Annotated in this window: 34 protein-coding genes; all 34 read right to left on the reverse strand. The window is 36.1% G+C overall.

The annotated features are described in order from the left end of the window. Window positions 1-7: 7 nt before the first annotated feature. The gene (locus tag BM153_RS03290; RefSeq protein ID WP_092870732.1) at window positions 8-1,753 is read right to left on the reverse strand and encodes a hypothetical protein; all 1,746 of its coding nucleotides are present in this window, start codon (window positions 1,751-1,753) and stop codon (window positions 8-10) included. Beyond that, window positions 1,750-2,292 (reverse strand): putative phage tail protein, encoded by a 543-nt coding sequence (locus BM153_RS03295; RefSeq protein ID WP_177205555.1) that lies wholly within the window; start codon window positions 2,290-2,292, stop codon window positions 1,750-1,752. Before BM153_RS03295 ends, BM153_RS03290 begins: the two co-directional genes overlap by 4 nt. Window positions 2,293-2,303: 11 nt before the next feature. Continuing rightward, window positions 2,304-3,380, reverse strand: coding sequence for a baseplate J/gp47 family protein (locus BM153_RS03300; protein ID WP_092870736.1), 1,077 nt, complete (start codon window positions 3,378-3,380; stop codon window positions 2,304-2,306). Then, complete coding sequence (locus BM153_RS03305; RefSeq protein ID WP_092870738.1) at window positions 3,380-3,790, reverse strand: DUF2634 domain-containing protein; 411 nt, start codon at window positions 3,788-3,790, stop codon at window positions 3,380-3,382. The genes BM153_RS03300 and BM153_RS03305 overlap by 1 nt, the downstream gene beginning before the upstream one ends. Then, window positions 3,768-4,049 carry a DUF2577 family protein gene (locus BM153_RS03310; RefSeq protein WP_092870741.1) on the reverse strand — a complete coding sequence of 94 codons (282 nt, stop codon included), beginning with the start codon at window positions 4,047-4,049 and terminating at the stop codon, window positions 3,768-3,770. The genes BM153_RS03305 and BM153_RS03310 overlap by 23 nt, the downstream gene beginning before the upstream one ends. Next, a complete protein-coding gene (locus tag BM153_RS03315; RefSeq protein WP_092870743.1) occupies window positions 4,046-5,005 on the reverse strand; it encodes an XkdQ/YqbQ family protein in 960 nt (319 codons plus the stop codon). The genes BM153_RS03310 and BM153_RS03315 overlap by 4 nt, the downstream gene beginning before the upstream one ends. Before the next feature lie 8 nt (window positions 5,006-5,013). Next, window positions 5,014-5,706, reverse strand: coding sequence for a LysM peptidoglycan-binding domain-containing protein (locus tag BM153_RS03320; RefSeq protein ID WP_092870745.1), 693 nt, complete (start codon window positions 5,704-5,706; stop codon window positions 5,014-5,016). Next, window positions 5,706-7,889: a tape measure protein gene (locus BM153_RS03325; protein ID WP_092870747.1), complete on the reverse strand. Its 2,184-nt coding sequence runs from the start codon at window positions 7,887-7,889 to the stop codon at window positions 5,706-5,708. The genes BM153_RS03320 and BM153_RS03325 overlap by 1 nt, the downstream gene beginning before the upstream one ends. Window positions 7,890-8,071: 182 nt before the next feature. Continuing rightward, the gene (locus BM153_RS03330; protein ID WP_092870749.1) at window positions 8,072-8,506 is read right to left on the reverse strand and encodes a phage tail assembly chaperone; all 435 of its coding nucleotides are present in this window, start codon (window positions 8,504-8,506) and stop codon (window positions 8,072-8,074) included. 52 nt (window positions 8,507-8,558) lie between these two features. Then, complete coding sequence (locus BM153_RS03335; RefSeq protein WP_092870751.1) at window positions 8,559-9,032, reverse strand: phage tail tube protein; 474 nt, start codon at window positions 9,030-9,032, stop codon at window positions 8,559-8,561. A gap of 12 nt (window positions 9,033-9,044) precedes the next feature. Beyond that, window positions 9,045-10,325 (reverse strand): phage tail sheath C-terminal domain-containing protein, encoded by a 1,281-nt coding sequence (locus BM153_RS03340; RefSeq protein WP_092870753.1) that lies wholly within the window; start codon window positions 10,323-10,325, stop codon window positions 9,045-9,047. A 17-nt stretch (window positions 10,326-10,342) separates the two neighbouring features. Next, window positions 10,343-10,516, reverse strand: coding sequence for a hypothetical protein (locus BM153_RS13620; protein WP_177205556.1), 174 nt, complete (start codon window positions 10,514-10,516; stop codon window positions 10,343-10,345). Continuing rightward, entirely contained in the window at window positions 10,509-10,952 is a 444-nt protein-coding gene (locus BM153_RS03345; protein WP_092870755.1) for a phage tail terminator family protein, read from the reverse strand. Before BM153_RS03345 ends, BM153_RS13620 begins: the two co-directional genes overlap by 8 nt. Continuing rightward, on the reverse strand, window positions 10,952-11,344 hold the full coding sequence (locus tag BM153_RS03350; protein WP_092870757.1) for an HK97 gp10 family phage protein: 393 nt from the start codon (window positions 11,342-11,344) through the stop codon (window positions 10,952-10,954). The genes BM153_RS03345 and BM153_RS03350 overlap by 1 nt, the downstream gene beginning before the upstream one ends. Beyond that, complete coding sequence (locus BM153_RS03355) at window positions 11,344-11,718, reverse strand: hypothetical protein (protein ID WP_092870759.1); 375 nt, start codon at window positions 11,716-11,718, stop codon at window positions 11,344-11,346. Before BM153_RS03355 ends, BM153_RS03350 begins: the two co-directional genes overlap by 1 nt. Continuing rightward, window positions 11,694-12,155, reverse strand: a complete 462-nt coding sequence (locus BM153_RS03360) for a head-tail connector protein (protein ID WP_092870761.1) — start codon at window positions 12,153-12,155, stop codon at window positions 11,694-11,696. Before BM153_RS03360 ends, BM153_RS03355 begins: the two co-directional genes overlap by 25 nt. Before the next feature lie 15 nt (window positions 12,156-12,170). Further along, a complete protein-coding gene (locus tag BM153_RS03365) occupies window positions 12,171-12,368 on the reverse strand; it encodes a hypothetical protein (protein WP_092870763.1) in 198 nt (65 codons plus the stop codon). Between the two features lie 9 nt (window positions 12,369-12,377). Then, a complete protein-coding gene (locus BM153_RS03370) occupies window positions 12,378-13,367 on the reverse strand; it encodes a N4-gp56 family major capsid protein (protein ID WP_092870765.1) in 990 nt (329 codons plus the stop codon). Between the two features lie 2 nt (window positions 13,368-13,369). Beyond that, window positions 13,370-14,005 carry a phage scaffolding protein gene (locus BM153_RS03375; protein WP_092870767.1) on the reverse strand — a complete coding sequence of 212 codons (636 nt, stop codon included), beginning with the start codon at window positions 14,003-14,005 and terminating at the stop codon, window positions 13,370-13,372. Between the two features lie 364 nt (window positions 14,006-14,369). Next, window positions 14,370-14,543, reverse strand: coding sequence for a hypothetical protein (locus BM153_RS13625; RefSeq protein WP_177205557.1), 174 nt, complete (start codon window positions 14,541-14,543; stop codon window positions 14,370-14,372). Window positions 14,544-14,615: 72 nt separating this feature from the next. Next, the gene (locus tag BM153_RS03380; RefSeq protein ID WP_092870769.1) at window positions 14,616-14,801 is read right to left on the reverse strand and encodes a hypothetical protein; all 186 of its coding nucleotides are present in this window, start codon (window positions 14,799-14,801) and stop codon (window positions 14,616-14,618) included. A gap of 84 nt (window positions 14,802-14,885) precedes the next feature. Further along, window positions 14,886-15,146 carry a hypothetical protein gene (locus BM153_RS03385; RefSeq protein ID WP_092870771.1) on the reverse strand — a complete coding sequence of 87 codons (261 nt, stop codon included), beginning with the start codon at window positions 15,144-15,146 and terminating at the stop codon, window positions 14,886-14,888. Window position 15,147: 1 nt separating this feature from the next. Next, a complete protein-coding gene (locus tag BM153_RS03390; RefSeq protein WP_092870773.1) occupies window positions 15,148-16,677 on the reverse strand; it encodes a minor capsid protein in 1,530 nt (509 codons plus the stop codon). 225 nt (window positions 16,678-16,902) lie between these two features. Beyond that, on the reverse strand, window positions 16,903-17,289 hold the full coding sequence (locus BM153_RS03400; RefSeq protein ID WP_092870777.1) for a hypothetical protein: 387 nt from the start codon (window positions 17,287-17,289) through the stop codon (window positions 16,903-16,905). Beyond that, window positions 17,279-17,452: a hypothetical protein gene (locus tag BM153_RS13630; protein WP_177205558.1), complete on the reverse strand. Its 174-nt coding sequence runs from the start codon at window positions 17,450-17,452 to the stop codon at window positions 17,279-17,281. The genes BM153_RS03400 and BM153_RS13630 overlap by 11 nt, the downstream gene beginning before the upstream one ends. 13 nt (window positions 17,453-17,465) lie before the next feature. Then, window positions 17,466-18,500, reverse strand: a complete 1,035-nt coding sequence (locus BM153_RS03405) for a hypothetical protein (protein ID WP_092870779.1) — start codon at window positions 18,498-18,500, stop codon at window positions 17,466-17,468. 19 nt (window positions 18,501-18,519) lie between these two features. Further along, on the reverse strand, window positions 18,520-18,939 hold the full coding sequence (locus BM153_RS03410; RefSeq protein WP_092870781.1) for a RusA family crossover junction endodeoxyribonuclease: 420 nt from the start codon (window positions 18,937-18,939) through the stop codon (window positions 18,520-18,522). After that, the gene (locus BM153_RS03415; RefSeq protein WP_092870782.1) at window positions 18,932-19,432 is read right to left on the reverse strand and encodes a hypothetical protein; all 501 of its coding nucleotides are present in this window, start codon (window positions 19,430-19,432) and stop codon (window positions 18,932-18,934) included. Before BM153_RS03415 ends, BM153_RS03410 begins: the two co-directional genes overlap by 8 nt. Further along, window positions 19,422-19,631 (reverse strand): hypothetical protein, encoded by a 210-nt coding sequence (locus tag BM153_RS03420; RefSeq protein ID WP_092870784.1) that lies wholly within the window; start codon window positions 19,629-19,631, stop codon window positions 19,422-19,424. The genes BM153_RS03415 and BM153_RS03420 overlap by 11 nt, the downstream gene beginning before the upstream one ends. 48 nt (window positions 19,632-19,679) lie before the next feature. Then, window positions 19,680-20,156 carry a single-stranded DNA-binding protein gene (locus tag BM153_RS03425; RefSeq protein WP_092870786.1) on the reverse strand — a complete coding sequence of 159 codons (477 nt, stop codon included), beginning with the start codon at window positions 20,154-20,156 and terminating at the stop codon, window positions 19,680-19,682. Window positions 20,157-20,203: 47 nt separating this feature from the next. Next, complete coding sequence (locus BM153_RS03430) at window positions 20,204-20,974, reverse strand: rolling circle replication-associated protein (RefSeq protein WP_092870788.1); 771 nt, start codon at window positions 20,972-20,974, stop codon at window positions 20,204-20,206. A gap of 812 nt (window positions 20,975-21,786) precedes the next feature. Next, window positions 21,787-22,068, reverse strand: coding sequence for a hypothetical protein (locus BM153_RS03435; RefSeq protein WP_092870790.1), 282 nt, complete (start codon window positions 22,066-22,068; stop codon window positions 21,787-21,789). Beyond that, window positions 22,068-22,220 carry a hypothetical protein gene (locus BM153_RS13635; RefSeq protein ID WP_177205559.1) on the reverse strand — a complete coding sequence of 51 codons (153 nt, stop codon included), beginning with the start codon at window positions 22,218-22,220 and terminating at the stop codon, window positions 22,068-22,070. The genes BM153_RS03435 and BM153_RS13635 overlap by 1 nt, the downstream gene beginning before the upstream one ends. A 235-nt stretch (window positions 22,221-22,455) precedes the next feature. Further along, window positions 22,456-22,698 (reverse strand): helix-turn-helix domain-containing protein, encoded by a 243-nt coding sequence (locus BM153_RS03440; protein ID WP_092870792.1) that lies wholly within the window; start codon window positions 22,696-22,698, stop codon window positions 22,456-22,458. Between the last annotated feature and the right edge of the window lie 145 nt (window positions 22,699-22,843).

Genomic DNA, 22,843 nt, shown 5'->3' on the forward strand with positions numbered 1-22,843 from the left:
TCCTCATCTATCTGCTAATGTAAGTGATGGTTCCCTGAAGCCATAAACCTGACGGATCCATTTTAGTTCCATCTGTAATTCTTCTTACAAATTCAAGTTTTAGCTCTCCGTCTGTAGTAAGCTGTAAACCTGCAATATATTGATTTTGAGTCCTTCCCCAATACCTTGAGCCATTGGCTGCAGCTGGAAGTCCTGATGCTATAGTTATTACGCTATCCATATTGACTCCACTTTTTACATTAACCATATATTCCACTACAACCAAAGCACCTATTTTTATATATTTAACTCCCTGTGCTCCACTGCTTCCCGTTGTAACCGAAGATGGGGCACTCCCATTGGTACTTATGTCCACATTTACCTGGCTGGGATTTAGGGCATTGTACACTGCCCCACCATTTAAAACTTCTTTTGAGCCGCTACTTACTCCTGATGATGTTTTTTGTACATATGCGATGCCGTTTTCATTAACCCAAAAAGCATTGCTTCTCTCTGCCGAATCTGTGGCAGAGCCGCCTGCATTTTGGACACCTTCACTTCCGTTTCCCACAATAAACAAAGCACTTGAATTAGTTTCATTGAACTTTCCTATTACTGTCTGAGCTTTTACCGTTGCCTTTGTGCCCCATCCACCTGCATGGGAATACCAGCCTGATGCTATTGTATTGCATCCTTCTGCATGAGCCGCTTCATTTGATGCTGTCGTATAACGACCTTCTGTGTGAGAATAACTGCCTGATGCTGTGGTGGCAAGTCCTTCTGCATGTGCTTCAGAATTAGATGCTATTGTATTACATCCTTCTGCATGAGCACAGCTAACTGATGCTGTTGTGCCAAATCCTTCTGCATGAGAATAATAGCCTGACGCTGTACAATTACATCCTTCTGCATGTGCTTCATCCTTTGACGCTATACACGAATTTCCTTCTGCATGAGAACAAAACCCTGATGCTGTACAGTCATCTCCTTCTGTAAAGCTATTATTCCCCACTGTTGTTCCGCTTTTCCTATTAAGTGAAAAAGAACCACTCCCGGAAGGGTTACTTGTATTCATCTTACCTGTTTCATGGCTTATTACTACATTTACAGCCTTTTTTATTTTTCCTAAAGCTGTTGATAAGTATTCTCCAGAAGCTAGAGCTGTTAAGCTAGAAGCCTCTGTATACGTGGGTGTCTGATTATTTGTGCTGACATTTGGCACACTTCCTAAACCCACCTGGGACTTAGTTACACTATGGGGATTTGAGGTATTTGATAAGTGACTTATCAAAGAACCTACCGCCTTTTTTATCTTTCCAAAAGCCGTAGATAAGCTTTCCCCTGAGGTTAATGCCGTTAAGCTTGAGGCTTCTGTGTAGGTAGGTGTCTGATTATTGGTGGACACATTTGGCACACTTCCTAAACCCACCTGGGACTTAGTTACACTATGGGGATTTGAGGTATTTGATAAGTGACTTATCAAAGAACCTACCGCCTTTTTTATCTTTCCAAAAGCCGTAGATAAGCTTTCCCCTGAGGTTAATGCCGTTAAATTTGACGCTTCTGTGTATGTTGGAGTCTGGTCATTGGTGCTGACATTTGGCACATTTCCTAAACCTATTTGAGATTTGGTTACATTATGGGGATTTGTCCTATTTGATACATGCCCTCCTACTGCTTCATCTATCAAGTCAGCATTTGTATTAAAATCTTCTATATTGTAGGTATCTGTAACCTCCGGCTTAATCAGATCTAAATGTTCTGTGTAATTCATAAGTTCATATCTCCTTTACTAATCTCTTCATGGGTGTAAGCCCCCAGGGTTTCATGAGTATATGCACCAAGGGCTATATATTGCGTTAATATATCCGCTGTTATTGTCAGATTTGCAGGGATTATTTTTCGTAAATATTCTACTGTGGCATCCAGTATGGCCTGGGTGGCTGTAGGGATTAATATGGACACTGCATAACGGCTATAATTAACTATTAAATAGAATTCTTTGCCCTGTAATATCTCATTTAATTTATTGCTTATTACCTTTAAGGTGGGGTTATCTACTGTTCCAAGTTTTAAAAGAAACATTGCTCTTCTGGTTTCAATAGAATCTTCCTCCTTAATGGTGATATTGTATATTTTTTCAAGTCTTCTTAATCCCTCGTCTGTAGCTGTATTGATATACTGTTCCTGTAATACCTTATTTGCACTATGCCAGGCTGCATTAATCTGAGGTTGCTGCACTTTCATAATTTCCTTTATCTGCTTGTATTCCTGCATGAAATTGGGCAGATAATCAATTAATAATCTATCCATGTCATCACCTCTTAAGTCATCGTCCATGTACCTATTACCGGTATTTCATCATAAGACAGCTCTACGCTTTGCACTCCGTTATTAATGTTATTAACACTGTTAACACTTAAAGCACTTAAATCTTTAACTCCTGCCACGCTGTATATGGCACTTGCTATTCCCATGTAGGATACTGTTATGGTGTTTGAGTCAGCCCAGAGCTTGGCCAATGATTTAAAATATTTTTCAACTGCTGCTTTTACTGCTGCATCTATCACACTTTGCTCACTGCCTTCATAGGTTATGGAATAACTTATATTTATAGCTTTGTTTTTTGCTGCTGCCACTGTTAACTTATGCCCTACCGGCACCATACCCGTTCCATTACCATCTTGTAAGGGGTCCATTTTCTCCTGAACACTATTTACAAGATTAGAACTTGCCGCCTTAAATTCAGAATCAAGTAAAAGAGCTTTCACTGTCCCTCCGCCATTCCATGCTGGTATAATCTTAGTTGCTCCTACGCCATCTAAGGATTCTATTTTAGTCCTGTAATCAGCAATATTACCACCAAAAGCAATGCTTTCAAGATTTGTAAAATATTTCTCCCTTAACTCTTCATCACTTTCTTTGTCTTCTCCCGGAATGGCTATCTCTGTTATAGATGCTGTGGTTAACCCCTCCACGTAATTAATTGGTATAAGAGTGCCTACTGTGGCATTTGGGGCACTTCCCGAGGTTTCGCACCTTAGCAGATAAATTCCTGCTTCTATCTTTTCATAAGCTTTATATGAATATGCCCCACATGTAAAGCGTTGGTTTAGTAATTCAATGTTAGAAGGCTCAAATATCCCCTTTACTACAGCATATGTTGCTTCTTTTCTTTTTATGCCCTTTTCGCCACACCTTAGATCTAGATAGTCTCCTGTTGCTGTATCCACAAAGGTCTGATTTAAAACTGTATCAAGCTGTATATATAAATTAGCCAATTCAACTGCACAAGGTGCCAGGGCATCATATATTACAGAGCCTTCTTCGGTATCCAGTGATGGATCTATATTGGCTGTCAGGCTTTCCATAATGTTTTCAAAGGTCATATTTTCAAACATTAATAATTCACCTCCGTATCTGCTTCAATTTCTCCATATATAGTTCCTACTGTAAAAGAAACTACTATACTTCCCTTCGTTGTCGTGTCAAATTCAAAGTCATTAACGGATTCAATTCTTTCATCTATTATTAAGGCTTCTTTTATACGTCTTTCTATCTCCGGTACTACATACTCTTCCGGCTCTCCAATAAGGTCTTTAAATTCCACTCCATAATCCCAGCTGTATATAATATGCTGATACCTTTCTGTGTTTAGAATTTTATAAATTTTTTGTTTAATTGAATCAATGCCGGTACAGAAGGCACCTATATTTTTATTTTCAATGTCCATTCTGTAATCCGTTTCTACAATCTTTGAATCTTCAACTTCTGTATATTCATCATTATCAATTTCCGGAAGCAAGCTCATCCACCACCTTATCCATTGCTATAAATTGCCTTCCTCCTGGTACTCTTGCTAAGACCACCCTATCACCTACAACCATACTTTCCACTGATTTAGTAAGTATCAGCTGTGCTTTCGTAAGTACTAGCTTGCTGCTTATCTTTACCTGTAAAGGCTGTGTATTTACTACGGTAGCAATATAAAAAGCAGCCGGTTTAGATGCCTCTACTGCCTCAACTGCTGCCTTTTTTATCTGCTTTATTAAATTATTGAATTCACTCATTGTATCTGTGCTCCTGTAAGGGTTAAATCCATTAAATCAAGATTATCGCTAAAGGTATGGGTGCATTTTTCCACCAGCATGTAAGAATTAACATTTGTCAGCCCCATTTTAAGGGATACCGGTAAAAGGCTTCCTGCCCTTACTGAAGGAACTCCGAAAGCTTTTGTTACTTTAAGAGTGGCAGTTCTGCCTCCATACAGCCTCATTAAAGCCTCCGCTTTCGTTTGACCGTTTTCCCCGTCGCTTAACTTATCAAAGTACTGTAATGTGCCCCATTTGTTTATATTCTCGCTGTTTTTAACTAAGTAAACATCTCTTACTCCTGTATCCTTATTATCATAGACAAGTTTAATCTGATTATAGCTGTCCTGATCAATACTTCTTTCCAAGCTATAATCACTTGCCGTTTGAGAGTCTATATACAGATTATTTTTCATGTTTGAAATGTTTTTAAGGGTAAGACTCCCAAAATCATCATATAACACATATAATCTTCCTGTATTCATTAAGGTTTCATCCAGGCAGTCCCCGATAATATCAAATAAAGCCATATTATCCTCTGTAAGTGATGCTATATTATAGGCTGTATCCTCTATGCCCCCTAAATTTAAACCAAAGTCACCGGCTATCTTTATAACCATTTCTGAGGCTTTTTGGTTGCTGATTACATAGGTGTCCTTATTTTTTAAATACCTCAATTGGTCGTAAGCTACGATGGATATTACGTTTTCAGCTGTTATCGTTAGCTTAAATATAAAACCAAAAAAGACTTTTACATTATTCCACTTAAATCTGACTGCATTTCCTTCTTCTATATCAAGATTTTTATCATATAAAACCTTAAAGTTAAGTTTACCTGGGACTCCTTCTCTTTCGGTTTCCCAGGTAATATCATCAAATAATACCGGCATCATTATTTTTCCTGATGCATTAATAATAATCATTTCTGCTGCCATATTATCACCTAGCTTTCTGCCGGTATGGTAAATACCTGCCCCGGATAAATCAAATTAGGATTACTAATCTGACCTGCATTGGCATTGTATATAAGAGGGTACTTAGCTCCATCACCATAAAATCTTTTGGCAATGTTCCAAAGGCAGTCCCCTCTTACTACTGTATATTGCTGAGGAAGGCCATTGGAAGGAGCATTTGAGGAGGGGCTTCTAACCTCTTTAACCACTTTTTTCTTTTTTGATTTTGCCTTGTTCTTTTTCTTTACCTTTACTAATTTCGTTCCAAAACTTACATATTGCTTTAATTTAATACTTACTGTCACATCAAAGCCATTTGTAGCATCTTCCGTAATGGTATAGTTTTCTATGGTTACCTTCATGTTGGTATAGTGGAGCTTCTTCCTGTTAGGAAGCTTCCTGGAGATAATAAATTGAAATGGTTTCTTTTTCTTTTTGAGCTTTTCAAGCTTTTCTAAATAATAATTTGCCCTATGAAATCCCTTTTTATACATTGCATATGAGTATTTAACATTTGGAAGTTCAAAATCAAAGTCTATTTCCGTTAATTTAGGGCTTTTTATTACATTTATTTCACCCTGGTTAATTAAATCATAGCTTTTATTGTTTCCGTTTATTTTCATCTGAATCTTTTGGGGCGGAACGGGAAGGAGTATCTTCCCGAAGAAAAAATAATATGCCATTATGCATGCACTCCTTCCTCTATTTTTGATATTGCCTCTGTTACACCTCTTGCTAAGTAGGACACTACTCCGTCCAAATCGGTGTCACCATTTACATTGTTAGTAACCCCTCCAAGATTTACGCTTATTTGTGCTGTTGTAAATCTATTAATTGCATCTTTTTTTGCTAAATCTCTTATATACTCAAGATTTTCATTAGATACATTTACTGCTTTAGCTATATCTGCTGTATTTCCTGCCGTTTTCCCTGTATTACCGGCTATATTATCGCCTACATTTCCTGCTGTGCCTCCTAATGAGCCATAATCCGGTATGGATGCTCCCAGATCACCCATGTTTAGATCACCCATAATTTTTGATGGATCAAAACCGCCTCCTAAGGCTCCTGCTATTCCTTCAGCTACTCCGTCTCCATATTTGGCACCTGCATTAAAAGCTTTTCCTGCCCAATCTCCTTCAAAAGCATTTTGCCCTTTTGACATAGCTTTATCTATCTCAGCTCCAACATCTTTATAGTTTGCTCCATTCGCTGCCTTATATGCTGCAGCTGACTTTTTAGCATAGCCGCTTGCTGCAGAGCTTATGCCGGAATAATCAAAGCTTACAAAAGGCAATGAATTAAGTGCCTTTGCAATTGATGCAATTACACTTGATGCTGTGGCCAACAGATCATAAAAAAGCCCCTGGGCATAAGATATAGCCTGTGAAAAGGCTGTTTTTATATTATTTCCTACAGCTGATGCCCCTGCAGCTATAGCTCTAAATATGTTGATTCCTACTATTCCAAGATTTTGAAAAAATGCTATTGCTACATTTATACACCCAACTAATACTCCAAGGCCTGTGCTTGCTACCCCTGTTGCTTTTGCTATTGCTGTGGCTACTCCATATATTACGATTATTAACATTAAAACGGCTGCTACAATCCAAACTATAGGACATGCTGCCATAGCTGCATTAAGTCCCGTTTGTGCTGCTGCCGCCTGCCATGTCATACCACCAAATAGTGCAAGAGCTGCCGTTTGTATTCCAAGAGCTATAGAGTGTCCTATGGATGCTGCTGCAGCTATTCCTGTTTGAATCGCTGCAATGGATATGCAGGTTAAATAAGCACCTAATCCCACTGCTGCTATCTCAAAAATGGGACCTATAAAAGCCCATCCTTCATAAATTGCATTAATTACTATACTAATAATATCTAATAGCCCATTTATAGCATTAGCCACTATAGCAACAGCTGATACTGCACCGTCAACAAAACCTTGAAATGCCTGAGAATTTGCAATCTCATTAATTTTTTCTGACACCGGGAAAAATGCTTTTGTTGCTGCATTTTGGAATTTTGTCCAAATCTGTTCAAATGTCAAAGGCATATTATTTAACTTTTCATCTATTTCCCCGGCACTGCTTAAGACGGCATTCTTAACAACTTCTGCGGATATCATTCCCTTAGATGCCATTTCTCTGATTTTTCCTATGTCTACATCCATATAATCTGCTATGGCCTGAATAAGGTTTGGTGATTGTTCAAATATTGAATTTAATTCATCTCCCCTTAAGACTCCTGAGCCTAATGCTTGAGACAACTGAAGTTCTGCCGCTGCTGCTTCTTGTGCTCCTGTTCCTGCCTGTGCCATAAACTCTGCAACTGCAGTTGAAAATTTAACTACTTCTTCACTGGAATCAAAAGCATTTCCTGCATTGTTTCCAAACCTGGCCACCACATCTGCAAGGTCTGTATAATTGCTTCTCGCTCTTTGAGCCCCCTGATATATCATATCCATAAGTTCATCAGTAGTCTGCAAACCATCATTCATGTTATCAATCCTTGCCCTGGTGGATGATATTTCATCAGACATATTAATTACTTTCTTAACTGTCTGAAAACCCAAATAAGCTCCTACAACCCTTTTTACTGTGGATTCGAGATTATTTGTGGCACTCTGAGTGGAATTGGTGGCATTGGTAACTTCTTCAAGCCTTTCATGTACATCTGCCAGTTCATTTTCGTAATACACAAGGCTGTCCGCCACGGAAGAACCAATATCATCTGCAAAAGCTCTTGCACTGGCTTCATCTACTTCATCAAAGGCGGATATAGTGCTATATAGTGACTGTGTAATTCGGTTCAATACTTCCGTAACATGATCATTAAGAGTAATTGATGAACTTATATCAGACATATATTAACCCTTTACCTTTCTTCTTGCTTCTTTTTCCTGTTTCTTCTCATCTTCACATCTTATGTCTATTGCTGCCATGATGAAGGCTCTTTCTTCTTCATCCATATTTATATATTCACTTGGCCTGATGTGTAATTTATGAAGGGCATAGTATGCATAAGTTGATTCTGCATCATTGCCCCTTATGAGTTTTTTGCTTGATCTACTTTTTCATCCAGAGATTTATCAAATCCATTGTATTTTTGAATAAATTCCGCAAATTCATTGTATTCACTTGGATCATCGACCATCTCAAGAAGAAGCTCTTCTTCAGAGCACACTCCGTAGGAGTCCTGAAGCTCTTCATCTTTTAAATCCGGATATACAATGGAGTTAACCATTAATTTAACCAGATACGCTTTTGTATCTAATTTTTGTCTGTACATGCCCTTTTTCCCCGGAATTGGCACTTCTATTGTGCATTCACTTCTAATCTTTTCTGATTCTTTTGTAGTTATAGGTTTTATCTCCCATAAAAGGGCATTACCTTCCTCATCCTGTAAGGATTTGGTTACTGCGAAAGTTGTGTTTTCCTTCACTTTTTTGTTTTTCTTTAAAAACATTGATAAATTGCTCATTTTTTCCTCCTTTATACAAAAAACGAAGAGCCCTAAGGCTCTTCAAACTTAACTACATGTATTTAGGTGCTTTGTACTTTTCTTTTGATACATAATCCTGAGCATAGGCTTCTATTTCCTGCTCAATGAATTCACCATCTGCATCAAAAGCGGATAAAAGTACATCACCATCTATTACACAATCTTTATATACTTTCGTGGATCTGCCTATTGAAGTGGCAGCATCTTCCTGGGTCACCTGGATGGTAAAGGTCGGAAGGACTCCAGTTTTCTTATAATTTTCAATAACATTATCAAAGACTTCAAATACTTTGTATACCGTCATGGTAAGCTTAATTTCCATTCCTGCTGCCTTACGGCCTTTAATGGTCTTTCCAAGTATAGGCACCTCTTTTGTAGTAACTGAGGCAGTGGCTTCAAAGTCCTTGGCATTCATCATATTGTATCTTTTTCCATTAATAGTGCAATACACCGTTGCAAGCTTTGCTGATGGTACATCCTGCTCTTTTAAATATTTATTTGCCATATATTACACCTCCTAGGCTACTACTGTTTCCATGTATAACTTACTCATGGCATTTACTGCCGTTATTGTACTGGTTATAACTACACTGCCTTTATCATCACCTGCAGATACTATTACTTCCTCACTGTCAAACTCTTCTATAGCTCCTAAAGCATACAGCTCATCATAGATTGCTATTACATCTGCCCAAAGAGAAGTTCTTCCGTCAGGATTATTAGCTACATTTCCAAGATATTTAGACGTAAATACGTTTGCTATGGATGTTGCTATACTATCAATTATTCTAATGGTTTGATTGTCCTTAAAAAGCTCTCCTTGTGTTTCTGTAGTGGTTACAAAGGAATTAATGTCTAAAAGGACCCTCTTTTCATTTCCTACCCTGTGAATAACATACTTTCCTGCCTTAATTGCTGCTTCAAGTTCCTTCTGGGTATAATCAACTACAAAATCAAACTCCCCATCGTATATATCATTGGTAGTTGAAGTATTAACCTTTGCTGCTGCTTCTTTGCCCGCTACCCACCATACTAAATCAGGAGAATTAAATACATTAATAACTGCCACATTGTTTTTTGCACTGTTATAAAGTACTGTCTGAAGCTTAATACCTACTTCATCTCGCATCCTTATTGTCCAGGCTGCATATAATGATGCTATGGCATCATCTGAACCTGTATAGGCAATTACATTAATGTCACTATATGACTCACATAGATTCAAAAATGTCTGATGTGTGGTAGCTGATGATTCCATGTCTGTTCCACCGGTTAAATTTTCCCCGGCTACAGCTGTCAGGGTTACTGTCTTATCAAATTCTATAAAATCATTGTTTAAAAGCTCTGCTGCAGTTGTTACTTCCTGGATATCCACCTGGGTATTACCTACGTAAGTAGATACCTTAAAAGTACTGTCTGCTGTCTCTACTACAACAACTTTTATATCATTACCCCTGCTTCCTGCATATTTGGCAGTTCCAAGGCTACAGCTGGCCTGCTGTCCACCTCCGTCTAACCTATATGCATGAAGGGTGAGACAATTCTTAAATAAATCCCTTAAACCTTTTACTTTTTCAGCAGTATAATCCCATCCAAGGATTTTAAGAGAGTCTTTTTGGAAGTCTCCCATATCAATATCAAATATTTCACCGGATGGTCCCCATCCTGTGGCTATACCCATTGCTACAACACCTCTATCAGATAAACCTGTAGTTGCTGTGGCATTGGATATAAAATTAATATATACTCCGGGAAGACTCTTATTTTTTGTTATATAGGTACCGCCACCTAATGCCATTGTCTTTTCTCCTTTCTTTATCTGTAATGCTTCTTAATTATGCTTTCAATTTGACTTAAGCTATATAATTCGCCTTCTTTAAGGTTTCCTTCTAAAAAGTCCCTATAAGCTTCAAATTTCTTTGAATCAACGATAGCTGCTTTATAATACTTCTTTGGTTCAGATTTCTTTTCTTTTGTTTCTTTATCCATCTTCACTATCACCTTCCTTGGGTGCTATTTCGCTTTCTGCCACTTCCATTATTTCTTCTGTCTTTACGTCTTTTAATATAAGAGCGTCATACTTGGCTGTTACACATAAAACCCCATCTGTAATTACTGCATCAAAATCATAGGACCTTAATATCATGTCAGAGGTTTCTATTTCCTCTAAAAGGTCAAAGAGCTCTTCTTCTGCCTGGGCACATTCAAATGTACTTCTTTTATCCGAAGGAAAATAGTATATCGCAAAGGTGTATTCTTTAAGCCTTCTTCTAAAGAACTTATGCTCATGCTTTGCTGATACCTTTACAATACTAAAGCAGGGCTCTTTAAAACCCTGCTCTACACTTTCAATATAGATTTTATATGTATTGTCATATTCTTTTCTTATAGCCCTTGCTATGGCATTAACTATATCATTATTCATTATGATAATCCCTCACTTAAGTACCTGGTAAGCCTTCTGTTAAGAAGCCCCGGCATAATGGATTTTATTTCTGATTTAGACTTAGTAAGCATAAATTTACCATTAACCCAGCCACTTCTGTTTTTGGTTCTGTGGCCATACTCAACATATGAGGCATATTCTATCGGATTAGATATGGTTATCTGGTATCCGGATGCTGTTTTCCCTGCCGGATCTACTTTCCAACCTCTTCTTAAGATTCCTGTATCAACCGGTGTTTTTATTTTTGTCTTTCTTAGTAGCCTTGCCCCTAGTTCATTTAGGGTACTAGTAAAGAACTCATCTCTTTGTGCACCATTTAACCTCATTACCTTTTTTTGAAATTCTTTTAATTGTCTGTACTGTGCTGCCATTATGCTCTCTCCTTTTCAAGTATCAATTCTATTTCCTGGTGGGTTTCAAATACTAAAGCCGTTCCGGAGCATCTGTAGTCTGTTTCAATATCATTTTGTATCACTTTTATCCTTGCTCCTTCCGGTATTGGAATTGTATTATCCATAAAGAGCTTAATTCTTTGATTTGTTTTTGCACTGACCTCTCCAGGTGTTTGAATCGTTACCGAAGAATGAGACAGCCTGCAAGGCTCATCATCTAGTATCACTTCATCTATAAATTTTGTAATGCCATAAACATCTTCTATTTCCTTGGAGCATGTTATCCGGCATTTTCCATTATAAAAACCTTTCAATGCCTTTTTAAACTTCACCAGTTTATTTTTCGATAACATATTAATTTACTCCTTTTATTTCTTAATGCTCCTATTAAGTCAATTACCTTTGCTTCATCACTTTTTGACGTATCATATGAAACGGAAGTATCACCCATAGACATAGAGCTAATGGCACCATCAAGATTAAGCTCCTTAAGGTTTAATCTGCCGGATGAATATTCACCATAAAGCACTTCACCGCATACCATATCTACAAAAAGTTCTGACATCTCTTCCGTTATATTTTTGATATTGCAAAAGCTTAATATATCATTTTTAACTGACTGCTTAGCAAACGCTATGGTAAAAGCATCATCTTTTGTTATTTTTAAACCAAAACCTATAAGCCTTAATATTATCAAATCCAGATAATTTGTATCTATAGGTGTAAATCGTTCCACCTGGTCTTTAACCAGTGCAATTAAGCTGTCTATTTCTGCTTTTGATAATGCCATTTTCTCCTCTCCTGACTATGATTTCTTTTTTGTTGTTTTCTTCTTCGGGGGTTCCGGCTTTTCTTCTTTGGTAGCCTTTTTAGAAACAGACTCTTTCTGGTCTGTTTCTATAGCTGGCTCTTTTTCCAGTTCTACCTTTGTTACAGGCTCTTTTACTGCCGGATTTTCTTTATTTATGCCATTAAGGCTTCTTTTATGTCTTCTTAATAACATTTCATCACCTTACGCTTTAAATTTGGCCATTACTACCTTGGATTCATTGGATAATACAGCCGTATAATGTTCATCCGCTGAAAGTACAGTTGTCTTTGCAAGGATGTCTCTGTCGCTTTCCATTTCTACACCTCTTTTAAGATAAATGGTAATAGCCGGTGCCTCATTTGCTACTCCATCTGCTTCTGATGCCTCATTTGGATCATTCGAATCCACAACCACTATAGGGCAAGCATAATAAGCTGCTGCTACTGCATCAACTTTATCTCCTACGGCCAAAGCTCCAAGAGTTTTTGCTTTGTAGGTATCAATGTTTTCTGCGGTAATGGTAGTGGCTCCATTTTCACTTTTTTCATACTCAATCTTTTTAACCTTTTTGGATTTTACTATCTGGCAACCTCCAATAGTTCCGATTGTACCGGATACAAGAACATCCATTCCGGATTTTGACTTATCAATAAAGTCTGCATCCTTTCTTATGGTGCTTTCCTGCTTTGGATTAATAAATAATACTTTTTCAAGTCCTTCATCCACTTCATCCTCAAAGGTTGATGAGGCATCTACAATGCCTGCATAAGCAATTTTTGCAGCAGTACCATCATAGACAAGTGAAGAACCCTCAAGAGCTGTTAAACAGTCGTTATCTACTTTTGCAGCGATAGATAAAGTAAGCTGACCTGTAGCCTCTCCTACCGGATCACCGTAGCCGGATAATACAGATTCATCTGTAAGCTCTACTGCCTTTCCTGCCTTTTTAACGGTTGCATGAGTGGAGGAAGCCGTTAAGACGGTAGTTCCCATTGCAACACCTTCTGCTACATCCTCTGCATCTCCAATGTATGCATATTTAGGTACTGTAATTGTGTCCCCTGGCTGTGCTGCAAGAGTATCATCAATTTTTGCAATTGGTGAAAATTTAATTTTCTTTGGAAGAGCCGCAGAAACCATATCCGCCATTACTTCCGGGTTAATCAGATTTGTTAATTTAGTTAATCCCATTCCTATTCATTCCTTTCTGTAAGGGAGTCATATAACTCCTTATTTGTGTTAAATAATTCTGTTCTTTCTTTGTAGCCCATACGCCTAAACTGTTCCTTTGTTATTTCACCTGTTATTTTACTTCCTTTGTTAGCCGGGGAGCTTCCCTTAAGCTTAGTCTGGCCATCAGATACATTAAACAAAAATGAAGTATCTTCCTCTTCCTTAAGCTTTTTAATCTGATCAGCAAGACCTTTAATGCTTCCATCTTCTAAAAGCTCTGCATCCTTAAGGTCTAACAATGCTTTAACCGCAATTGTATTCTTTGCTCCATTTTTAGTAAGGGCACTTTCTACTGCTGCACTTACCTTTAAGGCTTTAAGTTCATCTTCATGGGCTTTAGCCATCTTCGTATTTTCTTCCTGGAGGGTTTCAATCTGCTTTTTAAGTTCCTCATTGTCGGCATTGTCCTCTTTTAATGCCTCTAACTTTTCATCATGCTCTTTAAGGAGCTTTTCAGCATTCTTTTTAGCTTCATTGACTTCATTAAAGCGTGTCTTTGGAATATATTCTTTTAATTCCTCTTTTGACAGCTCTGCTACCTTTTCTGCCAGTTGTTCGCTCATCCCTTCAAGTTTCAATAAATCTTCTTTTTTCATGGCTTTTTTCTTTCCTTTCTTACATTTTTTACGTGGTTTAGTCCACTGATTTAAAGGTTTTGTTTTTACATGTTTTCTTCATGAAAAGGCATGGTGGAATTGAACCACCAAAAAAGACACCCTTTAAGGTGTCCTGTTGCTTTTCCTGCTACCTTTATTCCATCTTTCTTTCAGGCATTCCCCACATGGGCATATTTCTTTTCTTTTTTTGCACCAATTATGCCACACTAAGGCTCCTGAAGAAGGATGAAATGATTTTAGTGTTTTGTGAATGCATTTCATATTTTCTCCCACTAAAAAAGCACCCTGTTTAGAGTGCTTTAGCTGTTATGTATGCTTATCTCTCGTGAATACTTTGCATATTTTAAAATCCATCAAACATAGCCATTCTTTTGTGAATATCTTTATAGTATTCCTTAATTTCATCCGGAGCATCTTCTCTTAAAGGTGCCGGTTCTCCCTGTTTCAAATTATCAACATTTAGCCATTTCACCATTTCATCAATCATCTTAACATCATATTCTGTCGCAAATATCATAATTCGAAACACCCCCTCATTAATTCTAACTTATACTCAAGCCTGTTAAATAACGTTTAATATTTTGCTAATCTAAAACGTATTAAATCTCCCAATATTCTTATCTCCTCCAAATTGTTCCATTAATATTTCCTGATGTTTTTCATGTGCTAAATCGCTATATTTTTGTTTTTCCTCTTCTGTTGATGATTCGTTGCTCTTTTTTAATAAGCTAAGATACTCATCTATTAAAATTTCTCTTTTACTTTTATTTTGCATATAACATTCCCTTTCATCTTGTAAAAGTACTTCTGCTATCAGTTCATTCAGACTGCAATCTGAAAAACATACTGAATTGTTCTATTACTGCATATTCTTACTTTCAAATAAATAATCTATGCTTTCCTCAAGGCTCACATCTGAATCAACATAAAGTGCATATACTTCAAAATCATTATACACTTTTATTTGACCTTCTGGTAGCATATAAATTTGAATCTTTGTATCATCTACATCATGTAATAATTTACTCTTTTCAGCATTCGGATATCTATCCTCTATCATTTTACAAGTTTTTTCAAATTTTTCTTCACTTGGTATTAAAGAAACTGTGTAAGATTTCAATTTAATCACCTCCCAATCCTAAACTTTTATTAACTTTTTCATTTGTTTTAGTTGCCGTATTATATATATCTTGTACAGCTTCATCTCTGCTTATATTTTTTCTATTCATTTTATCGATTAATAACTCTTCAAACGTTTTATTTGGACGGTTTTTTTCTATTTCAGCCTTTTTTTCCTCATCTGCCATCATGGCACGTGCTTCTAGTCTAATTCTATTTCTTGCCTCAAATGCCTGCTTTGCCTGATCTATCATCGGAAGTGACGAATCGATATTGTCCTTTATCTTTGATACTTTTTCCAAATAAATCTTTCGAACTTCTAAATTACTTAGTTTCATTGTATCAGCTTTATTATTTTTTTCAACTCCAGATACATCTTCTGTATCTTTATTTACCGAAGAACCCTTTTGGGTCTTATGACCTTTTTTTACCACATTTTTATCAAGACCCTCATCTAATTTTTCTTTTACTTCTTTATCCCCTTCAACAAATCCCTTCTTCCACTCCTTATATGTCACATCCTCCGGCAGTTCGTATACTGTCTTTCCATCTCCATCCCTGGAAGCTCTTTTGGCCAAAGTATCCTGCTGCATATCATCATCTTCAAAATATGGTATGGTAGTACATCTACAGAAGGGATGAAAAGGTGGAGCATTCACACTTATTTCCATATCTTTAACATAAAAATGCTGTCTATCCATGTCACCGCACACTTCACAGGTACGATTGTCAAGGGTAGACAGCACTTCATATGCATCAAGCCCAAGCTCTTTATAGCTGTCTTTTTCTGCCAAGGTAGTAAAATAAGCTTGCTCTGTTAATACAAGTCTTTTTACTGCATACTTTGATGTATTTAATACATTTGCTATATTTTTTATTGTTCTTTTAGGTCCCATTCCAGAAAGAACCATTGCTGTAAGCTCTTTATCTATGGTATTAATAAGCAAAAGCTTATTTCCCCATAGCTTTGAAGAAAAATTTGTACCATCCACAGACCAGGGCTTACTTATAATCTTCTGGATGTAATTATTATCAAGCTTTGAAACATCAAAACCTATACCGACACCTCTTTGTATTTCAAAAAGACTTTTGTAAAAGGTGTTTTTATACACATCACTAACTACTTTATCCACATCATCCACTAAACCACCTGTGGCAAGTTCTATCTGAGCTCTTACTTCAAGTTTTAAGGCTTCAAGTCTGTTTATATGATACTTTGCAGATGCGTTTTCAAGCTCTTTCATGAAATTCTTTGAAGCAGCATTTTTCTTTCCTGCTTTTATATATTGCTCTACGCTCCATTTAAGCTCTTTTAATTCATCCGAATTTAAAAGCCTTCTGGCTTCTTCTATGGATACATTATTATTTTCTGCTGCTCTTCCATACCAGGCTTCTATTTTGTTATTTATGGCCATTTCGCAATTTCGATACTTCTCTTCAAGATTTGTGATATATTCCACAGATAAATTATTTGCAGCCTGTTCTATTTCTTTATATCTTTTTCTCCAGTAGTCTTTGCTGTTTTTTCTCATTTGCCTCGCTTTCCAAGTCAGTCAAGAAATGACCAACTTATATATTTTTTATTTCCCATACATAATACACTAAGACGAACAAAAGTTTTAGTGTGAATTTTAGGTTTTGTATCCTGCTGCCTATCGGAATTTATCCTGCTGCCGTAATAGCAATAAAAAAGCACCCCTTCCTTAGGATGCTTTTCGCTCTTTTGGCTAGATTGTCCTGCTGCCATGTATAAAATATTAATTTGTCTTTGGTAACTCTATCATTTCCAAACCGGCAGCTCTTATCTTATATGCCTTTCTTTCTGTTATGTTAAGGGCTTTTGCTATCCTATACCAAGATATATTTTTTATATAATACACATATAAAACGCACCTTTCAGGACACATAGGTAATTTGGAGATTGCTGTAAGTACCTTCTTCTTTGCCAGATAACATTCTTCTCTTTGTTTCTTTAATTTTTCCTGTAAGCCTTCTTTTTTTATCATATACATCTCTGTCCCTTTAGCCCTGTATAGGTCTTGCAGCGTAAAATTATCCATATCAATTAAAGCTTTTTTGAGAGCTCTTTCATTAGATTTGGCTTTTATATAGCTTTTCATGAATTTGTCTTTTTCAACATCCACTATTTTTTTCTAACTCCTTTTTTTGAATGTCATATCTTAAAAGCTTAATCTCTACAAAAATCTGTTTAGTCATATATATTGCAAAACCTAAAGCCCTTGCAATAATTATTATCATTAATGCAACTAATACCATTAGAATTAATGTTACTATGCTTAATCCCATTTCCTTCCCCCTCCTATATATCTAAAGTCTGCTCTGCTCCAACTAAAGCATCTAAAGAAACTCCTAACTCATTAGCCAGGTCATAATTTTTCTTTCCCTGTTTCCTTAGGCTTACAAGCTCTGACCAACTGATGCCTATATCACATACTGTTTTGGGCAACTTATCTGAATGACCACTTTGAATCAAGATGTCTGCCACCTTAACCCTTGATAATTTTGTAATTTTTACTATTTTATTAAAGCTCTTTCCTTCTTTTGCTGCCTTAATAACTTTGTCTTTAATGCTATCTTCTACTGCTGCAACATTTATTTTTTGAACTGCCGTCTTTTCTTCTTTGGGTGTCACTTTTTCTTCTTTGGCTGTCACTTTCTCTTCTTTGGCTGTCACTTTCTCTTCTTTGGCTGCTGCCTGCTCTTTTTCTTTAGCTTCTTTCTTTTCTTCTGTAACTGTTGGGGAAGCATCTTCTAACATGTTTACAAGCATCCAATCAAGCCCCAGCTTTTTAATTACCGCTTTATAAATAGGCTTTGCTCCGGTTCCTTTTTTTACAGCCTCTTCTATAGGTTCTCCCTTATTAATTGCCGGAAGGATTCTTCTTTGAAGGTCTGCCCAATATTTAGACATTACTTTTTTATTTATATTTAGCTTATCTTGAATTTCATCTAGCTTAACACCTTTTTGAAGCATTTTAATACCTTTGGCAATCGTATTTACCTTTTCTTTAAACTCTTCATCAGAAGGAAGCTTTATTTCTTCTTTCTTTTCAGGCTTTTTTTCTTCCAAAACTTCTTCCTTCACAAGCTCTTTTTCTTCTTTGGAAGGTTCTTCCTTTTCTACAGTCATATCTTCAGGATCTAATTTAATCTCTATTAAATTCTGATTCTGGTATTTATCACTTTTTTCTGCTTCCATAACCAGGAGTATTTTATTTTCAAAGTTCATTTTTGAAAGTTGTATCAGATTTATATTTTTATCAAGTTTTTCCGCAATTAATATTTCTTTTTCAATATTCTCAATAATTTCACTCTTAGTAATCTCTTTAAACATATTTGCTCCTTTTTTACTTTTAACCTTTAATTAAACTTGGATTCTGTGTAATTGTTACTTCTACCCTTGGCTCTTCTCCATAGGTTTTTTCGACTGCTGCCTTTATGATTTGCTTATCATCTTCATATGCATGATTATTTAGTGCATCACACACACATTTAGCGATATTATCAAAGTCAGGCTTTTTACAAGGTCTTATTGCTCCTTGAAGCATCAAAACCTTTTTCTTTTTGGATGTACTTTTGGGTATAGCAAAAATAGCTTTGATTTCAATTTCAATAATTGCTTCAGCTCCCAAATTACACCCACCGGCATCATAAAAACATGCAATTACTTTCTTTTCATACTCTTTTGACTTTTTAGGGGTATATGTTCCCCATTTAGTAACTCTTGGTCTTGCTTTTCCCACGGGTTGCCCTGGGATAATAAAATTAATCATCTTCATCTGCCTTTTTAAAATCTTTAGTAGGGTCAATTCTTTTACCCCAGTTAATACTCATTTCAATTTGTCTTTCTTCTTTGACCTTGTTTATCAGCTCATCCCATGACACCATACCTTCTGCCATTCTGTGGGTATTACCCTCGAACAATCCATAGAAGGCTGTAAGTTCTTCTTTATCCCATCCCCAGCCATCTATTAGTATACAAAATGCCATGATCATATAAGTATCCAGAGTTGTCTGCTCAACTTCTGCTGCAAACTCTTCTAGTATCTCTTTTACAGCTTTCAAATTTAACTCTAAAGGGATATAGCAGGCATTCCTTCTTACAAGCTCTTCTCTAAAGTTTTCAATTCCTTCTTCATCAATTCTTTTTAGAGCCCAGGCTGCACCGTTGAGTCTAGCTTCCTCTGTATTTTTAAATCTCTTTTTTGTAAGATTCTTAAAAATAAGCTGGCCTTTAATTATGTCATTAACTACGTCAAGTCGCATTTGCTACTCCTTTTTTCCAGTTGATATATACATTTCTCATTTCAATCCAGGGAATATGCCCCCTTTTCTTGGTGCATATTGTCTTTAATGTGCCTTTTTGAATCTTTTTACAGATTTTTGTCCACTCATACGAAAAATAAGCTTCCCAGATTTTCCCTTCCAAATCTTCACTTGCATCCAAGCTATTAATTTTTTTCATAAGTACTCCTTCCTGTTTAGAGGTATAGCTTTAAGCTATATCGAACTCCTAAGAAAAAGGTAGCTCATCAACTAGAGAATCATCTATCATCATAAAATCGCTTCCACTGCTGCCTGATGAATTACCGGAATAATTTCCGGAATAATTATTAGCTCCTGGCTGACTGTTTCCTGTATTTTCAGAGTAGCTTTTGCTACTATCCTGGCTTTTACTTTCAGCAAATTCTATTTCTTCCACAATAATCTGAACACTATATACTTTTTGCCCATCACGATTTGTATAGTTATCATTTTGGACACGACCCGTTAAAAGGATTTTAGTACCTTTGTTTAGATACCGGTCACAAAACTCTGCCAGCTTGCCAAAGCAAGTGCAATTAAAGAAGTCTGCAGCAGCTCCACCTTCTCTTTTAAACTTTCGGTCAACGGCCAGGGAGAATCTTGCTATACAAGTTTGTTCTTCTCCATTTGACCATCTGACATCCGGGTCTCTACATAATCGACCCATTAAAATAATTTTGTTCATATTACTGAACTCCTTTCTTTGAATATATTTTTGATAATAATTATTATTTATCCACTTTTTATTTTGACTTCCGTATATTGCAGGTATGAAAATCCTGTATATGGATTAACTCCCTGAACTATGGAATCTTTATCTATGTAATAGCCTTCTCTTGGCTTTATTCCCTCATTAATTACTTTTTTAAGAGTCCATCTTTTATATATTTTTCTTTCCGGTTCAGGTCTGATTAGATTCCTGGAAGAAGAATATTTAACAAGTTCCTTTTTCTCTTCTTCAGGAAACATAGACATCTGTTCATCCTGTTCATCATTTGGCTTTTTAACAATATATTTGGCTAAATTGTCATATCCACCGGAATCATATAAGGTCTGGAAGTTCACTCTTCCATATTCCCAGGCAGATTGTATTATTATATCTGTTGCCGGGTCCCCTTTTGTTCGATTGCATAAGAAATGTATATGGATTCCACCACGGCTTCCTATCTCGACTCTATATATGAATTTCAAATCATTATCTTTCTTTTTGTAATCTCTTCTTAATCGCCTTAAAAATTTTGCTAAATCCTTTTTTACTTCATCAAGTGGTTTCCTAGTGCCTTTTGGATATTTTAGGCAGCACCAAAAGTCATGCTCTTTAAAATTTGCTTTGATTAATCTTCTAATCTTCTTTTCCTTCTGGTATTGATTTTGTTTTTTTATTTGATCAGGAGTGGCTTTTAACTTCTTTTGCCTTTTTTCTCCCTTAGCTCCATACTGACCAGCCCACTTAAATTCATATTCAACTGATTCTTTAAAAGTCCATGTATCTTTCCAATACATCTATCCATTTCCTTTTGACATTTTTTACTCATTTTGGGTTTCCACATCTATCTTTAAATTTTTAAACTTTATATTCTAAAATTTTTAACCTTAAATTTTTAATTTATTTTCTTTAATTATTTTTTTATATTTTTTCTTTTTAATTTTGACTGATAACTTTTTTGTGTCGTAACTTTAATATACTTATAGTGTTACAAAAGGGCATTTTAAGCCGTTTTGTAATTTTAAGAAATTTCTGGATTTTATCCTTTGAAATTCACAGGAAACCAAAGGATTTTTATTCGTTTAGTTTTAAAAATCTAAAACTTATGTTTTGATTCCTAAAAATAATCTTTAGGAGAGAACTGCTTTTTGCAATTCTTCCCTAAAGATTTATCCTTAATTTCTTATAAGCCTCTCCTTCCTACCTCTTAAGCTATGGAAATTGCTCTTGCCTACCCTTAGGTATTATAGATAGGCAAAATATGGATTCGTTCATGAATGTAAGTTTTTTCTTTTTTGACAGCTCTTATGTTTTTTTGACGATTCTAATTTATCTCTTATAACTTAAGAGGTTACTGGTAAATGACACAGCTAATTTTAAACTGCTAAATTCAATAAAATTGACTAATTAAGTATGGAAAATCTTCATAGTAATATTTCTATTTGTGTTATTGTAATAAATGTAATATTTTAACTGTGTCTGTTATTAAGTTACGTTTGTATGCACAAAAAATGTTTTTATAGTTTCTTTTCGGGCCCGAAAGAGCACATCCCGGGAATCGAACCACGGACAGCTTTAAAAGGCTGTTCCACCATATGTGCTTAATTTTTTAAGACATTAACATTCTTTGCTTTTGCTTGCTCCAGCGTATTAATCCATTTTCAACGATTTTTGTAATTTCTTCTTCTGACATAGGTCTGTCTACTATTCCGCAATAAATTACATTGGGATCTGGGCTTTTAACCCTGGACATTTTCCATTCATCAAATATCCAAGATGTATGTACTTCCTTCTTGTTGGTATCATAATTTACCTGGTAATAAATTCCGCTATCCGCTGATAGAAGCTTTGAAGCCACTGCCAGCTCATCAACTCCTTTAATATTTGTCATTATGCTCTCTCCTTTAAAATTTCATCATAAAATCCCACACTGCTTATAGCTCCGTTATCAATGGTGACGTACATATTGTTGTCTTCTAATAGAATTAATAAGCGTTCAATGCTTATATCTTTTAGAATGTCGCATAAATATCTTTCTATCATTTAAATTTTCTCCTTGTTTTGTTTAGTTTTTGACCCTTTCCAAGGTCTTTAATTTTTCCGTTTCGAATTAATCCGATTGTGCAGTCAGGGAATCGAACCCTGACAAGCTTAACCATAAGCTGCACTTCGTTGATAAGTATATATGTGTTGGACTGTAAGGAAGTTTAAGGAGCCGGGACTGGGGGAGTAATAGCCCCGGCGATTCCCTTATAGAGTTATGACACCCTATAAGAGCTTATTTGCCAAAGATATAAAGTATATCTTCCGAAGTTCCAAACTCATCTATTATTTCTTTTAGCTCTTCCACAGAAAAAGCACCTTTTTTTAGTTTGTAGGAAATGCCCTGGGGACTAACATCTAGCATATTAGCTAAATCCTGCTGCCGTTTAGAATTTCTTCTTAGCATTATTCTTATTCTCTCTGCCAGTTTTATCCTAAATCTGTCTTTTGGATTCTCCCCTAATTTAACTCTTGGCATGTTTTTCACCTTCTTCCTTATTTTCTATTCTTTCTTTGTTCTTTTATGTCTTTGCTTTATTCTTTTCTTTTTGATTCCCCTGCAAGGCTGTGACACCCTGCAAGGGCTGTACTATTGAATAAGGAGCACCAGGAACTGCTTCCCG

Source organism: Acetitomaculum ruminis DSM 5522, from assembly GCF_900112085.1.
Taxonomy (GTDB): Bacteria; Bacillota; Clostridia; order Lachnospirales; family Lachnospiraceae; genus Acetitomaculum; species Acetitomaculum ruminis.

Bases quoted from the DNA above. Each gene is read 5' to 3' on its own strand.
- BM153_RS03425 (WP_092870786.1), bottom strand. From the start codon at position 20,156: ATGAACAAAATTATTTTAATGGGTCGATTATGTAGAGACCCGGATGTC.
- BM153_RS13635 (WP_177205559.1), bottom strand. From the start codon at position 22,220: ATGATAGAAAGATATTTATGCGACATTCTAAAAGATATAAGCATTGAA.
- BM153_RS13620 (WP_177205556.1), bottom strand. From the start codon at position 10,516: ATGGATAAAGAAACAAAAGAAAAGAAATCTGAACCAAAGAAGTATTAT.
- BM153_RS03345 (WP_092870755.1), bottom strand. From the start codon at position 10,952: ATGAATAATGATATAGTTAATGCCATAGCAAGGGCTATAAGAAAAGAA.
- BM153_RS03290 (WP_092870732.1), bottom strand. From the start codon at position 1,753: ATGAATTACACAGAACATTTAGATCTGATTAAGCCGGAGGTTACAGAT.
- BM153_RS03370 (WP_092870765.1), bottom strand. From the start codon at position 13,367: ATGGGATTAACTAAATTAACAAATCTGATTAACCCGGAAGTAATGGCG.
- BM153_RS13630 (WP_177205558.1), bottom strand. From the start codon at position 17,452: ATGGGATTAAGCATAGTAACATTAATTCTAATGGTATTAGTTGCATTA.
- BM153_RS03340 (WP_092870753.1), bottom strand. From the start codon at position 10,325: ATGGCATTAGGTGGCGGTACCTATATAACAAAAAATAAGAGTCTTCCC.
- BM153_RS03405 (WP_092870779.1), bottom strand. From the start codon at position 18,500: ATGTTTAAAGAGATTACTAAGAGTGAAATTATTGAGAATATTGAAAAA.
- BM153_RS03360 (WP_092870761.1), bottom strand. From the start codon at position 12,155: ATGGCATTATCAAAAGCAGAAATAGACAGCTTAATTGCACTGGTTAAA.
- BM153_RS13625 (WP_177205557.1), bottom strand. From the start codon at position 14,543: ATGATATTTGCGACAGAATATGATGTTAAGATGATTGATGAAATGGTG.
- BM153_RS03390 (WP_092870773.1), bottom strand. From the start codon at position 16,677: ATGAGAAAAAACAGCAAAGACTACTGGAGAAAAAGATATAAAGAAATA.
- BM153_RS03320 (WP_092870745.1), bottom strand. From the start codon at position 5,706: ATGGCATATTATTTTTTCTTCGGGAAGATACTCCTTCCCGTTCCGCCC.
- BM153_RS03300 (WP_092870736.1), bottom strand. From the start codon at position 3,380: ATGTTTGAAAATATGACCTTTGAAAACATTATGGAAAGCCTGACAGCC.
- BM153_RS03335 (WP_092870751.1), bottom strand. From the start codon at position 9,032: ATGGCAAATAAATATTTAAAAGAGCAGGATGTACCATCAGCAAAGCTT.
- BM153_RS03295 (WP_177205555.1), bottom strand. From the start codon at position 2,292: ATGGATAGATTATTAATTGATTATCTGCCCAATTTCATGCAGGAATAC.
- BM153_RS03365 (WP_092870763.1), bottom strand. From the start codon at position 12,368: ATGTTATTAAGAAGACATAAAAGAAGCCTTAATGGCATAAATAAAGAA.
- BM153_RS03410 (WP_092870781.1), bottom strand. From the start codon at position 18,939: ATGATTAATTTTATTATCCCAGGGCAACCCGTGGGAAAAGCAAGACCA.
- BM153_RS03330 (WP_092870749.1), bottom strand. From the start codon at position 8,506: ATGAGCAATTTATCAATGTTTTTAAAGAAAAACAAAAAAGTGAAGGAA.
- BM153_RS03415 (WP_092870782.1), bottom strand. From the start codon at position 19,432: ATGCGACTTGACGTAGTTAATGACATAATTAAAGGCCAGCTTATTTTT.
- BM153_RS03435 (WP_092870790.1), bottom strand. From the start codon at position 22,068: ATGACAAATATTAAAGGAGTTGATGAGCTGGCAGTGGCTTCAAAGCTT.
- BM153_RS03420 (WP_092870784.1), bottom strand. From the start codon at position 19,631: ATGAAAAAAATTAATAGCTTGGATGCAAGTGAAGATTTGGAAGGGAAA.
- BM153_RS03315 (WP_092870743.1), bottom strand. From the start codon at position 5,005: ATGGCAGCAGAAATGATTATTATTAATGCATCAGGAAAAATAATGATG.
- BM153_RS03310 (WP_092870741.1), bottom strand. From the start codon at position 4,049: ATGAGTGAATTCAATAATTTAATAAAGCAGATAAAAAAGGCAGCAGTT.
- BM153_RS03325 (WP_092870747.1), bottom strand. From the start codon at position 7,889: ATGTCTGATATAAGTTCATCAATTACTCTTAATGATCATGTTACGGAA.
- BM153_RS03380 (WP_092870769.1), bottom strand. From the start codon at position 14,801: ATGCAAAATAAAAGTAAAAGAGAAATTTTAATAGATGAGTATCTTAGC.
- BM153_RS03430 (WP_092870788.1), bottom strand. From the start codon at position 20,974: ATGTATTGGAAAGATACATGGACTTTTAAAGAATCAGTTGAATATGAA.
- BM153_RS03355 (WP_092870759.1), bottom strand. From the start codon at position 11,718: ATGTTATCGAAAAATAAACTGGTGAAGTTTAAAAAGGCATTGAAAGGT.
- BM153_RS03305 (WP_092870738.1), bottom strand. From the start codon at position 3,790: ATGAGCTTGCTTCCGGAAATTGATAATGATGAATATACAGAAGTTGAA.
- BM153_RS03375 (WP_092870767.1), bottom strand. From the start codon at position 14,005: ATGAAAAAAGAAGATTTATTGAAACTTGAAGGGATGAGCGAACAACTG.
- BM153_RS03440 (WP_092870792.1), bottom strand. From the start codon at position 22,698: ATGCCAAGAGTTAAATTAGGGGAGAATCCAAAAGACAGATTTAGGATA.
- BM153_RS03350 (WP_092870757.1), bottom strand. From the start codon at position 11,344: ATGGCAGCACAGTACAGACAATTAAAAGAATTTCAAAAAAAGGTAATG.